The 13,919-nt window shown below is 63.3% G+C and carries 8 protein-coding genes; 7 read left to right on the top strand and 1 reads right to left on the bottom strand.

Annotation, left to right across the window (positions count from 1 at the left end; all coding sequences use genetic code 11):
* Positions 1–57: 57 nt before the first annotated feature.
* On the bottom strand, positions 58–1,800 hold the full coding sequence (locus HKK53_RS02275) for an amidohydrolase (RefSeq protein ID WP_169369144.1): 1,743 nt from the start codon (positions 1,798–1,800) through the stop codon (positions 58–60).
* Positions 1,801–1,903: 103 nt separating this feature from the next.
* Here HKK53_RS02275 and HKK53_RS02280 point away from each other — a divergent pair, with 103 nt between their 5' ends.
* From HKK53_RS02280 to uvrA, 7 genes are all read left to right on the top strand, one after another.
* A complete protein-coding gene (locus tag HKK53_RS02280; RefSeq protein ID WP_169369145.1) occupies positions 1,904–2,839 on the top strand; it encodes a LysR family transcriptional regulator in 936 nt (311 codons plus the stop codon).
* A 201-nt stretch (positions 2,840–3,040) separates the two neighbouring features.
* Positions 3,041–3,658: a transcriptional repressor LexA gene (gene lexA / locus HKK53_RS02285; protein WP_169369146.1), complete on the top strand. Its 618-nt coding sequence runs from the start codon at positions 3,041–3,043 to the stop codon at positions 3,656–3,658.
* Positions 3,658–4,275 carry a translesion DNA synthesis-associated protein ImuA gene (imuA, locus tag HKK53_RS02290; protein ID WP_054055082.1) on the top strand — a complete coding sequence of 206 codons (618 nt, stop codon included), beginning with the start codon at positions 3,658–3,660 and terminating at the stop codon, positions 4,273–4,275. Before lexA ends, imuA begins: the two co-directional genes overlap by 1 nt.
* A 7-nt stretch (positions 4,276–4,282) precedes the next feature.
* On the top strand, positions 4,283–5,698 hold the full coding sequence (locus HKK53_RS02295) for a Y-family DNA polymerase (RefSeq protein ID WP_169369147.1): 1,416 nt from the start codon (positions 4,283–4,285) through the stop codon (positions 5,696–5,698).
* Positions 5,695–8,772 carry an error-prone DNA polymerase gene (locus HKK53_RS02300; protein WP_169369148.1) on the top strand — a complete coding sequence of 1,026 codons (3,078 nt, stop codon included), beginning with the start codon at positions 5,695–5,697 and terminating at the stop codon, positions 8,770–8,772. Before HKK53_RS02295 ends, HKK53_RS02300 begins: the two co-directional genes overlap by 4 nt.
* Before the next feature lie 334 nt (positions 8,773–9,106).
* Entirely contained in the window at positions 9,107–11,218 is a 2,112-nt protein-coding gene (locus HKK53_RS02305) for a hybrid sensor histidine kinase/response regulator (protein WP_169369149.1), read from the top strand.
* Positions 11,219–11,270: 52 nt separating this feature from the next.
* The gene (gene uvrA, locus HKK53_RS02310) at positions 11,271–13,901 is read left to right on the top strand and encodes an excinuclease ABC subunit UvrA (RefSeq protein ID WP_169369150.1); all 2,631 of its coding nucleotides are present in this window, start codon (positions 11,271–11,273) and stop codon (positions 13,899–13,901) included.
* Positions 13,902–13,919: the final 18 nt, after the last annotated feature.

Here is a 13,919-nt window from a genome sequence, read left to right on the forward strand (position 1 = left end):
GGCAAGGCTGCGCCACACCCTTGCGACAAGCGCAGGGCGGGGCAGCAAGGGTTTTTCTTATAAGGTCGGTGCGTAGACTTCGCGCCCGGCAAACCAGGTTTGCAAGACTTTGGTGTCATTCAGCGCTTTGTTATCGACCGTGAACACATCGCGATCCAGCACGATGAAATCGGCCTGTTTGCCTGCGCTCAGCGAGCCGATCTGCTTCTCCAGCCCGATGGTCCGCGCCGCGTTGAGGGTGTAGGCGTAGAACAGGGTTTCGCGGTCCAGGCGCTCATCGGCATTCAGCACACCCAGCGGACCTTTGCGAGTAATCGCTTGGGCCATGGCATTAAACGGATTGGGCGTGGACACCGGCCAGTCACTGGCCCCGGCAATGGTCGCGCCCTGTTTGAGCAGTGAGTGCGCCGGGTATTGATAACGGAAGGCCAGGGCGCTGACGTAGGGCTTGATCATGTCCAGGGTGTAATCGTCGGCGGTGGCCCACAGCAGTTGCATCGAGGCGATCACGTTCAGCGGCTTGAACCGCGCAAACTCTTTCGGGTTGACCATTTGCAGGTGGGTGATCGAGTGGGTGATGCCGCTCTGGCGATCCTTGCGCGCCTGGGCGATGCCGTTCAGGGATTCGCGCACCGCGCGGTCGCCGATGGCGTGGATGTGCACCAGCCAGCCGCGCTGGTCGATGGCACTGACCAGTTCGCCGAAATGCTTGGGATCGATCAGCAGCTCACCCTGTTTGTGCGAATTGCTGTAGGGATCGATCATCGCCGCGCTCTGCGCCGGGTATTCGATCACGCCGTCGGCGAAGATCTTGATCCCCGGCAGCGTCAGGTTGGGAATGCCCCGGAATTGCTGGCGCACCTTGTCCAGCACGTCGAGATCGGCCGGCACGCTTTTCGGGTTGGCCACCAGCAGCGCGGCGACGTGGACGCTCATGTCGCCGGTCTCGGACAGCGCTTTATAAGCCGGTAGTACGCCGACGGTTTTCTCGGTGGGCTTGAGCGCGAACACGGGTTCGCCGGGCGCGGCATTGGCGGCGGGGTCCATCCACGCGGTGATGCCAAGGCTGTTGTTGTAGCGCATCGCCGATTGCGCGGCCTTGAGCATGTCGGCGGCGCTCGGCACCGGCATTTTCGAGGCGACCCGGTCCCAACCGGCGTCCACCAGGAATCCGTTAGGGCTGCCATCGGCGCGTTTGCCGATCGTGTCTTTCTCGGCGTCCGGCAGGGTTTTCAGCAGCGCGGCATCGATGCCGGCGCGTTCGAGCATTACGTTATTGGCCCACGCGGTGTGGTGGTCGCTGCCGGTGAAGACCACGGGCACGTTGGCCCATTCGCCGCTGTTGAATTTTTTGCCGAAGGCTTCGGCCTGCGCCCAATACGCCGAACTCATGCCGGCCACGCTCAACACATCGCCGTGTTTGGCCTTGCCATCGTCACGCCAGCCGCGCAGGCGTTTTTCCAGTTCGTCGAGGCTGACCACCTCGTCTTCCATATTCGCCGAAACCATTTCCAGGCCGCCGAACACCGCGTGGGAATGGCTGTCGATCAGGCCGGGCATCAGGGTTCTGCCGCCGAGGTCAACGACTTTGGTGCCGGATTCGATCAGGGCTTTGATCTGAGCGTCAGTGCCGACTTTCAGCACCTTGCCGTTTTCGACCGCCAGGGCCTGCACCTTCGGTTGGGCGCGGTCGGCGGTGAAAATCTTGCCATTGAACAGCACCAGATCGGTGGCGGCCATGGCTTCCATCGAGGCAAAACTAACAGCGGCCATCAACAGATTCGGGATGAATCTTTTCATTGAATGTTTCCTTGTTATTGCGTCTGATGGCCAGATTAGTGGCTGCCCGCGCTCAGCAGAACGCCTGCCTCACGAAAAACGTTTTTGCCGAAATGGAAAAAGCATGGACAAGTTGGGTGCATTAAAAATGTTCGTGGTCACCGCGCAGCTCGGCAGTTTCAGCCGCGCCGCCGAGCAACTGGGCAAGACCCCGTCGGCCCTGACCAAAGCGGTTAATCACCTGGAAGCCGAGCTCGGTGCGCGGTTGTTCGAACGCAGCACCCGGCGGATTCTGCTGACGGAAGTGGGGCGGCTTTACCTGGAAACCGCGCGCCAGGTGTTGCAGCGGTTGGAGGAGGCCGGCGAAGAGGTCGAGCAAATGCAGCATGGCCTGCGCGGCAGCCTGAAAATCACCGCGCCGCTGGCGTATGGGCAGGCGTTTCTGGATCAGGTGTGCGGTGGTTTTCTGGAGCAATACCCGCAGATCAACCTGCAAGTGGACCTGTGCGACGAGTTCGTCAATCTGCTGGAAAGCGGTTACGACCTGGCCCTGCGTGAGGGGCATGACGACTTGCCGGGGCTGATCGCCCGGGTCGTCGGCAGCAATCGCCTGGCGTTGTGCGGCAGCCCGGCCTATCTGGCGCGCAAGGGCGTGCCGGTGACGCCGCAAACCCTCGATGAACATGAATGGCTGTTGTATCGCCATCCGTTGCTCAGCCGCGAATTCTGGTGGGCCGAGCGCGACGGCCAGCGTTTGAGCCTGCCGCAACCGCAGTCGCCACGCCTGCGCAGCGACAACTATGACTTGCTGCTGGCCAATGCCCTGGCCGGACGCGGTTTGCTGCACACGCCGTTATGGAGCGCCGCGCCGTACATCGCTGACGGGCGGCTGGTGCGGCTGATGGCGGATTACGACATCGACCCGGACAGCTTTGGCGCACACATTCTGGCGGTGTACCCGAGCCATCGACGGGCGACGGCGAAGGTGGTGGCGTTTATCGATTACATCGCAGGATTTTTAGCGGATCGCGGTTTGGGTGATGACTGCGGTCGTTACTGACTTGGTTTCCCCCGTAGCAGCTGTCGAGCAGCGCGAGGCAGCGTTCGGCGGCGAAGCCGTCGCAAACCCTACACGCGAGGTTTAGCTGAAAGACCGCGCGTCTGATTTCACGACGGCTACGCCGCCGAACGCTGCCGAACGCTGCCTCGCGCTGCTCGACAGCTGCTACAGGCTTGCCAGGAAAATGCCAAAAGAGTACAAATGTACTCCATGACGACTCTCACTCCCCGCCGTACCGCCATCCTGACCTTTATCCGTGATCGAATCGCGGAGCACGGCCAGTCCCCGAGCCTCGCTGAAATCAGCGAGGCCTTTGGTTTCGCCTCCCGCAGCGTGGCGCGCAAGCATGTGCTGGCGCTGACCGACGCCGGTTTTATCGAGGTCAACCCGAATCAGGCCCGGGGCATTCGCTTGCTCGGGCAACCGGCGCGCCCGGAGTTGCTGGACATCCCGGTACTCGGCCGGGTGGCGGCGGGGGTGCCGATTGGTGCGGATGCCGAGGTGCACAGCCGCTTACTGTTTGATCCTGCAATTTTCTCCCGGGTGCCGGACTACCTGCTGCGGGTCCAGGGCGATTCGATGATCGAGGACGGCATTCTCGACGGCGACCTGGTGGGCGTGCACCGCAACCCCGAGGCACTGAACGGCCAGATCGTGGTGGCGCGGCTCGACGGCGAAGTCACCATCAAGCGTTTCGAGCGGGTTGGCGACACCGTGCGGCTGTTGCCGCGCAACCCGGCCTATAAGCCGATCATCGTTGAAGCCGATCAAGACCTGGCCATCGAAGGGGTGTTCTGCGGTCTGGTGAGGCAAGGGTGATGGGCGCCGTCGTTGCGCTGGATACGCTGTTCAATGGCGGCCAGGTCTGGAAGGGCCGGCCTGCGCCACCGGCGGTCAGCCCGCAACCCACAGGGCATGCCGCGCTGGATGCAGCGTTGCCGAGCGGGGGCTGGCCGGAAGCGGCACTGACCGAAATCCTCCTGGCCGGGCAGGGCGTCGGCGAGTTGCAACTGGTGTGGCCGGCGCTGGCACGGCTGTCGGCGGCGGGCGAGCGCATCGTGCTGATCGCGCCGCCGTACGTGCCGTACCCCCAGGCCTGGCAGAACGCCGGGGTCGATCTGCGCCAGTTGTCGATCATCCAGGCCAGCGAACGCGATGCCTTGTGGGCGGCGGAACAGTGTCTGCGCTCGGGCAGTTGCGGCGCGGTGCTGTGTTGGCCGCACAAGGCCGATGACCGGGCGCTGCGGCGCTTGCAGGTGGCGGCGGAAACCGGCTCGACCCTGGCGTTTGCCTATCGCTCGCTGGCCGAAGCGGTCAACCCTTCGCCGGCGGCCTTGCGCATTGCCATCGACGCCAAGCCTGCGCAGTTGCGGGTCTTGAAGTGCCGGGGCGGATTGGCGCGTACGGCGCCGATTGCCTTTGCCATGGGACATTGAGGTTGCCATGCGCTGGGTGTGCATTCTGTTCCCACAATTGGCGCTGGACGCGGTACTGCGTCAGCGCCCCGACCCCGATGAGCCGTTGGCGCTGCTGACCGGCCCGGCCCAGCGCCGAGTGTTGCAAGCGGTCAACGGTTCGGCGCGGGCGCTGGGCTTGCGTCCGGGCCAGTCAATGACCGCGGCCCAGGCCCTGAGCAAAGGCTTTGTCACTGCCGAGTACGACGCCGCCGAGATCGAACACTGGCAACAGTTTCTCGCGGCCTGGGCTTATCGCTTCAGTTCCCAGGTCAGCGTGCATTACCCGCGCGCGGTGGTGTTTGAAATCGAGTCGAGCCTGGGCCTGTTCGGGCCTTGGTCTACATTTGAGGCACGGCTGCGCACTGAACTCAACGAACTGGGCTTTCGCCACCGGATTGTCGCCGCGCCGAACCCGGTGGCGGCGCGGGTGCTGGCCAATGTGTATGACGGCTTGGTGGTGCCGGACGATCAAGCCTTGCGCTATCACTTGGGGCAACTGCCCGTCGACCGCATCGCCCTGGAACCCACGGTGGCCACGGCATTGTCGCGCATGGGCCTGCGCACCCTGAGCCAGGTGCAGGCGCTGCCGCGACATACCCTGGCCCGGCGTTTCGAGGCCCCGGTGCTCAAGCATCTGGATGCCTTGCTCGGTCTGCGGCACCTGGCCCTGGCGTTCTATTTGCCGCCGGATCGCTTCGATGTGCGCATCGAGCTCAACTTCGACGTGCAATCCCATCAGGCGCTGCTGTTTCCATTGCGCCGGTTGACCGGCGATCTGTCGGCGTTTCTCTGCGGGCGGGACAGTGGCGTACAGCGTTTCGACCTGCACCTGGAACACGCCGGGTTGCCGGACAGCGTGATCAAGGTCGGCCTGCTCAGCGCCGAGCGTGATCCGGCGATGCTCTTCGAACTGGCCCGGGGGCGTTTGGAGCAAGTGCAGGTCGCGGCCCCGGTGCGCGGTTTTCGCCTGCGTGCCGAAGACTTGCCGAGCTTCGTGCCCCAGCGCCAGGAGCTGTTCGACGACCGCCCGCAGCAGTCCTTGCCCTGGGAGCAATTGCGCGAACGCCTGCGGGCGCGGCTGGGGGACGAGGCGGTGCAAGGGCTGCGTTTCCAGGCCGATCACCGCCCCGAGTGTGCATGGCAAACCAGTGTCGACAGCCAGTTCTGCGGCGGATTGCCGGGGGTACATCGGCCGGGTTGGCTGCTGACCGAACCGCTGGCGGTGCACGAAGGTTCGGCGCGCATCCTCATGGGGCCGGAACGCATCGAGTCCGGTTGGTGGGACGGTGCCGATGTGCGCCGGGATTATTACTTGATCCAGACCCGCGCCGGTCAGCAAGGCTGGGCCTATCGCGTGGTGGGTGAGGGCGGTCCGTTGTGGCTGCAAGGCTGGTTTGCATGAGCATTGAATATGCCGAACTGCACTGCCTGTCGAACTTCAGTTTCCAGCGCGGGGCTTCCAGCGCGCTGGAGTTGTTTCAACGGGCCAAACAGCAGGGTTATCAGGCCCTGGCGATCACCGATGAATGCACGTTGGCCGGCATCGTTCGCGCCTGGCAAGCGGCCAAGTCGGTTGAATTGCCACTGATCATCGGCAGCGAAATCCGCATCGAGGACGGACCGAAACTGGTGCTGCTGGTGGAAAACCTTGAAGGCTATCAGGCGTTGTGCCGACTGATCACCCGCGCCCGGCGGCGTACGCAAAAAGGCCAGTACCAAGTGTTGCGCGAGGACTTTAGCGAACCATTGCCGGGCCTGTTGGCGTTGTGGGTGCCGGAGGCGGTGGATGATTTTCCAAGCGGTCATTGGCTCAAGCAGATGTTTGCCGAGCGCCTGTGGCTGGCGGTTCAGTTGCATTGTGGGCAGGACGATAGCCGCCGACTGAACGACCTGTTGATGTTGGCCAGGGAGCTGCGCATCCCGGCGGTGGCCAGCGGCGATGTGCACATGCACGCCCGTGGCCGACGCGCCTTGCAGGACACCATGACTGCGATCCGTCATCACCTGCCGGTGGCGGCGGCCGGGTTGCGCCTGTATCCCAATGGCGAGCGGCATTTGCGCTGTCTCGACGTCGTGGGTGAAATCTATCCGCGCGCCTTGCTCGATGAAACGCTGGTCATCGCCCGGCGCTGCACCTTCGACCTTGGCCAGTTGCGTTATCAATATCCTCGGGAACTGGTGCCGGAAGGTCATACGGCCACTTCCTGGCTGCGGCATTTGACCGAAGAGGGCATCCAGTGGCGCTGGCCACAAGCACCGCAAGCCAAGGTACTGACGCAGATCGACAAAGAACTGGAGCTGATCGCCGAGCTGGGCTACGAAAGCTATTTCCTTACGGTCCACGACATCGTGCGCTTCGCCCGCGAACAAAAAATCCTCTGTCAGGGCCGGGGTTCGGCGGCCAACTCGGCGGTGTGTTTTGCCTTGGGCATCACCGAAATCGATCCGGATCGCACCACGCTGCTGTTCGAACGGTTTCTCTCGAAAGAACGCAACGAGCCACCGGACATCGACGTGGATTTCGAGCACGAACGCCGTGAAGAAGTCTTGCAGTACGTGTTCCAGCGTTATGGCCGCACCCGCGCCGCACTGACGGCGGTAGTCAGCACTTACCATGCGGCCGGCGCGGTGCGTGATGTGGCCAAGGCCCTGGGCCTGCCGCCGGATCAGGTCAACGCATTGGCCGATTGCTGTGGCCACTGGAGCGACAAGACCCCGCCGGTCGAGCGCCTGCTGGAAGGCGGCTTCGACCCCGAGAGCCCGGTGTTGCACCGGGTCTTGAGCCTGACCGGGCAACTGATCGGCTTTCCCCGGCACTTGTCCCAGCATCCTGGCGGTTTTGTGATTTCCGAGCAGCCGCTGGACAGCCTGGTGCCGGTGGAAAACGCGGCGATGGCCGAGCGCACGATCATTCAGTGGGACAAGGACGACCTCGACGCCGTCGGCTTGCTCAAGGTCGATATCCTCGCGCTGGGCATGCTCAGCGCGATTCGCCGCTGTTTCGATCTGTTGCGCCGTCACCGAAATCTGGACCTGAGTCTGGCGACCATTCCGTCCGAAGACAAACCCACCTACGAAATGATCGGTCGTGCCGACACGATTGGCGTGTTCCAGATCGAGTCCCGGGCACAAATGTCGATGCTGCCCCGGCTCAAACCGGTGAATTTCTATGACCTGGTGATTGAGGTGGCGATTGTCCGGCCGGGGCCGATCCAGGGCGGCATGGTGCATCCGTACCTGCGTCGGCGAAACAAGGAAGAGCCCGAGGTTTATCCGTCCCCGGAACTGAAAGCCGTGCTCCAGCGCACCCTGGGCGTGCCGTTGTTCCAGGAACAGGTGATGCAGATCGCCATCGTCGCTGCGGATTACAGCCCCGGCGAGGCCGATCAACTGCGCCGTTCCATGGCCGCCTGGAAACGCCACGGCGGGCTGGAACCGCACAAGGATCGCCTCGCCGCCGGGATGAAGAAAAACGGCTACACGGCTGAATTCGCCGCGCAGATCTTCGAGCAGATCAAGGGCTTCGGCAGCTACGGTTTTCCCGAGTCCCACGCCGCCAGTTTCGCCCTGCTGACCTACGCCAGTTGCTGGCTCAAATGCCACGAACCGGCCGCGTTCGCCTGTGCGCTGATCAACAGCTGGCCCATGGGTTTCTACAGCCCGGACCAGATTCTGCAGGATGCGCGCCGGCATCATTTGCAGATCCGTCCGGTGGACGTGCGTGCCAGCGATTGGGATTGCAGCCTGGAACCGATCAGCGGTGCGCAACCGGCGATTCGCATGGGCCTGCGGATGATCAAGGGTTTTCGCGAGGACGACGCCCGGCGCATCGAAGCCGCGCGATCAAGAGGCGCGTTTGCCGACATCGCCGACCTCGGCGAACGGGCGCAACTCGATGCCCGCGCCCAGGAGCAACTGGCCGATGCCGGGGCCTTGCGCGGGCTGGCCGGCGACCGCCATCGGGCGCGCTGGGAAGTGGCGGGGGTGCAGAAGCAACTCGGGTTGTTCGCCGGGTTGCCGCGTCAGGAAGAGCCTGAGGTGTCTTTGCCCAAACCCACGGTGGGCGAAGACTTGCAGGCCGATTACGCATCGGTTGGCACCACCCTTGGTCCGCATCCATTGGCGCTGTTGCGCGCGGAATTGAAGGCCCGGCGTTGTCGCAGTTCGAAGGAATTGCTCGACGTCGAACATGGCCGACCGGTCAGCGTGGCGGGGCTGGTAACCGGCCGCCAACGACCGGGCACTGCCAGTGGTGTGACCTTCGTCACCCTCGAAGACGAGTTCGGCAACGTCAACGTGGTGGTCTGGCGTGATTTGGCCGAACGACAGCGCCAGGTGTTGGTGGGCTCGCAACTGCTCAAAGTCGACGGACGCTGGGAACGGGAAGGCGAAGTGCGGCACCTGATTGCCGGGCGGCTGAGCGACCTGAGCCCCTTGCTCGACGGCATCAGCGTACGTAGCCGGGATTTCCGTTGAAATACCCATGATCGTTCCCACGCTCTGCGTGGGAATGCAGCCCGGGACGCTCCGCGTCCCATTGGAACGCAGAGCGTCCCGTGAGGCATTCCCACGCGGAGCGTGGGAACGATCATTTGCCCCCCCCCGGTGCCTGCGCCCACGCTTGCACCAGCGACGTCGCCGCCACCCTGAAAACTGGCTACCATCCGCTCAAGCATGTGATAGAGGAGTAGCAGAACCAGCCTCGCCACAAAAAGCCTGGCATGTGTGAATCAGCTATACCTCTATGAAACCATTGGCGCCCACCGTGCTCGAAACAAACGGGCGCCATTACAGGACACAGAATCAGTCAATGCAGTTTCTATCGGATAGTCACGGATGTGCCGGCTGGAATGGCGAAATGGCCGGACGCATTCGCGCGTTCGACTGGAGCCTGACCGAGCTTGGCACTATCGATAGCTGGCCGCGCAGCCTGAGCAGTGCGGTGCAACTGATGCTCGCTTCGCCACTGCCGATGGTGATGCTCTGGGGGCGCGCGGGCTACATGATTTACAACGACGCCTACTCGGTGTTCGCCGGTGGCCGCCATCCCTATTTGCTGGGTTCGCCGGTGGAACTCGGGTGGCCGGAGGTCGCCGACTTCAACCGCCACGTGGTGGACACCTGCCTGGCGGGCGGCACCTTGTCCTATCACAATAAAGAACTGGTTTTGCTGCGTGACGGCGTGCCCGAAGACGTGTGGATGGACCTCTATTACAGCCCGGTCGCCGATGATGCAGGGCGTCCCGCCGGGGTCATGGCGATGGTGGTCGAAACCACCGCTCATGTGATTTCCGAGCGCCGGCGCCAGGAAGCCGAAAACGCCTATCGCGCCGATAACGAACGGGTGCGTCTGGCGCTCAATGCCGGTGCCTTGATCGGTTCGTTCGTCTGGGACATCGAAGCCGACGTGTTGTCCGGTGACGAGCGTTTCGCCCGTACCTTTTCCTATCCCCCGGACTACGACCTGGCCGACCTGCCGTCGAGCATCGCCGAATCACGCATTCATCCCGACGACCGCGCCTGGGTTCAGGAACAGCTCGATCAAGCCGTGCAAACCGGTGCGCCTTACAACGCCGAATACCGAGTACTGCGTCCCGACGGCAACTACCTGTGGGTGCTGGCCAGCGGCTGCTGCGAGTTCAATGAACAGGGTAAGGCGTTTCGCTTTCCCGGGGTGTTGATCGACATCCACGAACGCAAGACTGCTGAAGAATCCTTGCTCAAGTTCACCCGCAACCTGGAACAACGGGTGGCCGATGAAGTCGGCGCACGGCTGGCGGCGGAAGAGCAGTTGCGCCAGGCGCAGAAGCTGGAAGCCATCGGCGGCCTCACCGGCGGCGTGGCCCATGACTTCAACAACCTGCTGCAAGTGATTGCCGGCAACCTGCATTTGCTGGCCCGCCACGAACCGGACAACGCCAACGTACAGCGCCGGGTCAGTGCCTCGATTGCCGCGGTCGAGCGCGGGGCCAAACTGTCTTCGCAACTGCTCGCGTTTGCCCGTCGCCAGCCACTGTCGCCGGCGGTTTGCGACCCCCGGCAGATCTTCGAAGGCCTGGGCGAGTTGCTGCAACGGGCGCTGGGGGAAACCATTCAAATCGATGTGGCGCTTGTAGACGATCCCTGGCGTGTCCATGTCGACCGCAATCAACTGGAAAACGCCATCCTCAACCTGGCGATCAATGCCCGCGACGCCATGAAGGGTGAGGGCACCATTGGCCTGAGCGCCGAGAACATCGTGCTGGACCAACGCTTTTGTGCGGGCAAGGGCATCGTCGCCGGGGACTACCTGCGCGTGACCGTGACCGACGCCGGTGCCGGCATGGCGCCCGACATACTGGCCCAGGCATTCGAACCGTTTTTCACCACCAAGGCCGACGGCCAGGGCACGGGCCTGGGCTTGAGCATGGTGTTCGGCTTCGTCAAGCAGAGCGGCGGGCATATCGAGATCGCCAGCGTGATCGGCGAAGGCACGCGGGTGCAGCTGTATTTTCCGCGCAGCCTGCGGCCGTTGCCCAACGAAACAGCGATCCCGGCAGCAGCGCAGCGCGGCGGGCATGAAACCATTCTGGTGGTCGAGGATAACGATGCGGTACGCGTGGCGGCAGTGGAATTGCTGCGCGAAGAGGGCTATCAGGTGCTGACCGCGAATAATGGCGACATGGCCATGCAGATGTTGCTGGAGGGCGTGGCGGTGGACATCATTTTCACCGACGTGGTCATGCCGGGCCTGATCAAAAGTTCAGATCTGGCGGCGTGGGCCAAAGTCCAGGAGCCGCCGGTGGCGGTGCTGTTCACCTCGGGCCACACCCGCGACATCATCTCGCGCAATCACCAACTGAGCCCGGATACGCATTTGCTCAGCAAGCCGTATGGACCGGAGGCGCTGACGCAAATGGTGCGCACCGTCCTCAATGGCTAACACGCTCCTACAGGGATTTGCGTTTTTTCAGTGATCTAATCAAGGTAATTTCATGACTTCAAAGCGCACCTCAACCCCTCCTTCCGGCATGGTCAGGGTGCGCGGCGCCCGGGAACACAACCTCAAGAACGTTGACGTGGACATCCCTCGTGACGCCTTGGTGGTGTTCACCGGCGTATCCGGTTCGGGCAAATCGTCCCTGGCGTTCTCGACCCTCTACGCCGAAGCGCAACGGCGCTATTTCGAATCCGTGGCGCCGTATGCCCGGCGCCTGATCGATCAGGTCGGGGTGCCGGATGTCGACTCCATCGAAGGCCTGCCGCCGGCCGTGGCCCTGCAACAGCAGCGGGGCACGCCGAGTACGCGCTCTTCGGTGGGCAGCGTGACCACGTTGTCGAGCCTGATCCGCATGCTCTATTCCCGCGCCGGCAGTTACCCGCCGGGGCAGACGATGCTCTACGCCGAGGACTTTTCGCCGAACACGCCGCAAGGTGCGTGCCCCGAATGCCATGGTTTGGGGCGCGTCTATGAGGTGACCGAAGCGCTGATGGTCCCTGATCCGAGCCTGACCATCCGTCAACGAGCGATTGCCTCGTGGCCGCTGGCCTGGCAGGGGCAGAACCTGCGGGACATCCTCGTGACCATGGGCATCGACGTCGACATCCCCTGGCGCAAGCTGCCGAAAAAACAGCGCGACTGGATTCTCTTCACCGAAGAAGCCCCCACTGTGCCGGTGTACGCCGGGCTGACCCCGGAAGAAACCAAAGTCGCGCTCCAGCGCAAGATGGAACCGAGTTACCAGGGCACCTTTACCGGCGCCCGCCGCTACATTCTCCACACCTTCAGCCATTCCCAGAGCGCGTTGATGAAGAAGCGCGTCTCGCAATTCATGCTCGGCAGCCCGTGCCCGTTGTGCGACGGTAAACGCCTCAAGCGCGAAGCGTTGTCGGTAACTTTTGCCGGGTACGACATCGGCGAGCTGTCACAGATGCCGTTGCTGCAAGTGGCCGAGGTGTTGAAACCGGTGGCGGCCCACAGTTACCTCGAACAGGCCGATGAGCCCGGCGAAGTCCTGACCCACGACCAGACCCGCGAGGCTCGCGAACAGCGGGTCGCCCACGGCGCCAGTGGCCACGCCAATGCGCCGGATGTACGCCACACGCCGAACCTGTCGGTGGAAAAACGCCTGGCTGCGCAACGTATTGCCCAGGACTTGCTGGAGCGGGTCAGCACCTTGACCGATCTGGGCCTCGGTTACCTGGCGCTGGAGCGCAGCACGCCGACGCTGTCGTCCGGCGAGTTGCAGCGCCTGCGTCTGGCGACGCAATTGGGATCGCAGTTGTTTGGCGTGATCTACGTGCTGGATGAGCCTTCGGCCGGTCTGCATCCGGCGGATGGCGAGGCGTTGTTCGAAGCCCTGCAACGCCTGAAAGCGGCCGGTAACACGTTGTTTGTGGTCGAGCATGACCTGGAAACCATGCGCCGCGCGGATTGGTTGATCGATGTCGGGCCGGCGGCGGGCGAGCATGGCGGCCATATTCTCTACAGCGGGCATCCTTCAGGCCTGGAACACGTCAGCGCTTCCCAGACCCGTGCCTACCTGTTCGCCGAGCAGGTCACGGCACCTCGCGTTATCCGCAAGGCCAAGGATTGGCTGCGCCTGGAAGGCATCACCCGTAATAACCTGAACAACCTCAGCGTCGAGTTTCCCTTGGGCTGCTTTACGGCGGTGACCGGCGTCTCGGGTTCCGGCAAGTCGAGCCTGGTCAGCCAGGCGCTGCTGGAACTGGTCGGCGCGCATCTGGGCCGCACCGCCAGTGAACCGGAAGAACTGAGCCTGGAAGACGACGCGCCACAAGTCAGCGGCGGTCAGGTCACGGCCGGGCTGGAATCGATCAAACGCCTGGTGCAAGTCGATCAGAAACCCATCGGCCGCACGCCGCGTTCGAACCTGGCGACCTACACCGGGCTGTTCGATAACGTGCGCAAACTGTTTGCCGCCACCCCAGAAGCACAGGCCGAGGGCTACGACGCCGGGCAGTTCTCCTTCAACGTTGCCAAGGGCCGTTGCCCGACTTGCGAAGGCGAAGGCTTTGTCAGCGTTGAATTGCTGTTCATGCCCAGCGTCTACGCCCCATGCCCGACCTGCCACGGCGCGCGCTACAACCCGCAGACCCTGGCCATCACCTGGCAGGGCTTGAGCATCGCCCAAGTGTTGCAACTGACGGTAGACGAAGCGGTCACGGTGTTTACCGAGCAACCGGGGATTCGCCGCTCGCTGGAGGTGCTGCGCGATATTGGCCTCGGTTACTTGAGGCTTGGTCAGCCCGCGACCGAACTGTCCGGCGGCGAAGCCCAGCGAATCAAATTGGCCACCGAGCTGCAACGCAATCAGCGCGGCGCGACCCTGTACGTGCTGGATGAGCCCACCACCGGGTTGCACCCGCGGGACGTCGATCGGCTGCTGGAGCAACTGGATACGCTGGTGACGGCGGGGCACACGGTGATCGTGGTTGAACATGAAATGCGCGTGGTCGCCCAGAGTGACTGGGTGATCGACATCGGGCCGGGGGCGGGGGATCAGGGCGGCAAAATTGTCGTGGCGGGCACGCCGCAGACCGTGGCCAAAAACAAAAAGAGTCGCACGGCGCCGTTCTTGGCCAGAGTGCTGCACTCACGATGATGATCGTTCCCACGCTCT

The organism is Pseudomonas sp. ADAK7 (assembly GCF_012935675.1).
Lineage (GTDB): Bacteria > Pseudomonadota > Gammaproteobacteria > Pseudomonadales > Pseudomonadaceae > Aquipseudomonas.

Bases quoted from the DNA above. Each gene is read 5' to 3' on its own strand.
- HKK53_RS02275 (WP_169369144.1), bottom strand. From the start codon at position 1,800: ATGAAAAGATTCATCCCGAATCTGTTGATGGCCGCTGTTAGTTTTGCC.
- HKK53_RS02280 (WP_169369145.1), top strand. From the start codon at position 1,904: ATGGACAAGTTGGGTGCATTAAAAATGTTCGTGGTCACCGCGCAGCTC.
- lexA (WP_169369146.1), top strand. From the start codon at position 3,041: ATGTACTCCATGACGACTCTCACTCCCCGCCGTACCGCCATCCTGACC.
- imuA (WP_054055082.1), top strand. From the start codon at position 3,658: ATGGGCGCCGTCGTTGCGCTGGATACGCTGTTCAATGGCGGCCAGGTC.
- HKK53_RS02295 (WP_169369147.1), top strand. From the start codon at position 4,283: ATGCGCTGGGTGTGCATTCTGTTCCCACAATTGGCGCTGGACGCGGTA.
- HKK53_RS02300 (WP_169369148.1), top strand. From the start codon at position 5,695: ATGAGCATTGAATATGCCGAACTGCACTGCCTGTCGAACTTCAGTTTC.
- HKK53_RS02305 (WP_169369149.1), top strand. From the start codon at position 9,107: ATGCAGTTTCTATCGGATAGTCACGGATGTGCCGGCTGGAATGGCGAA.
- uvrA (WP_169369150.1), top strand. From the start codon at position 11,271: ATGACTTCAAAGCGCACCTCAACCCCTCCTTCCGGCATGGTCAGGGTG.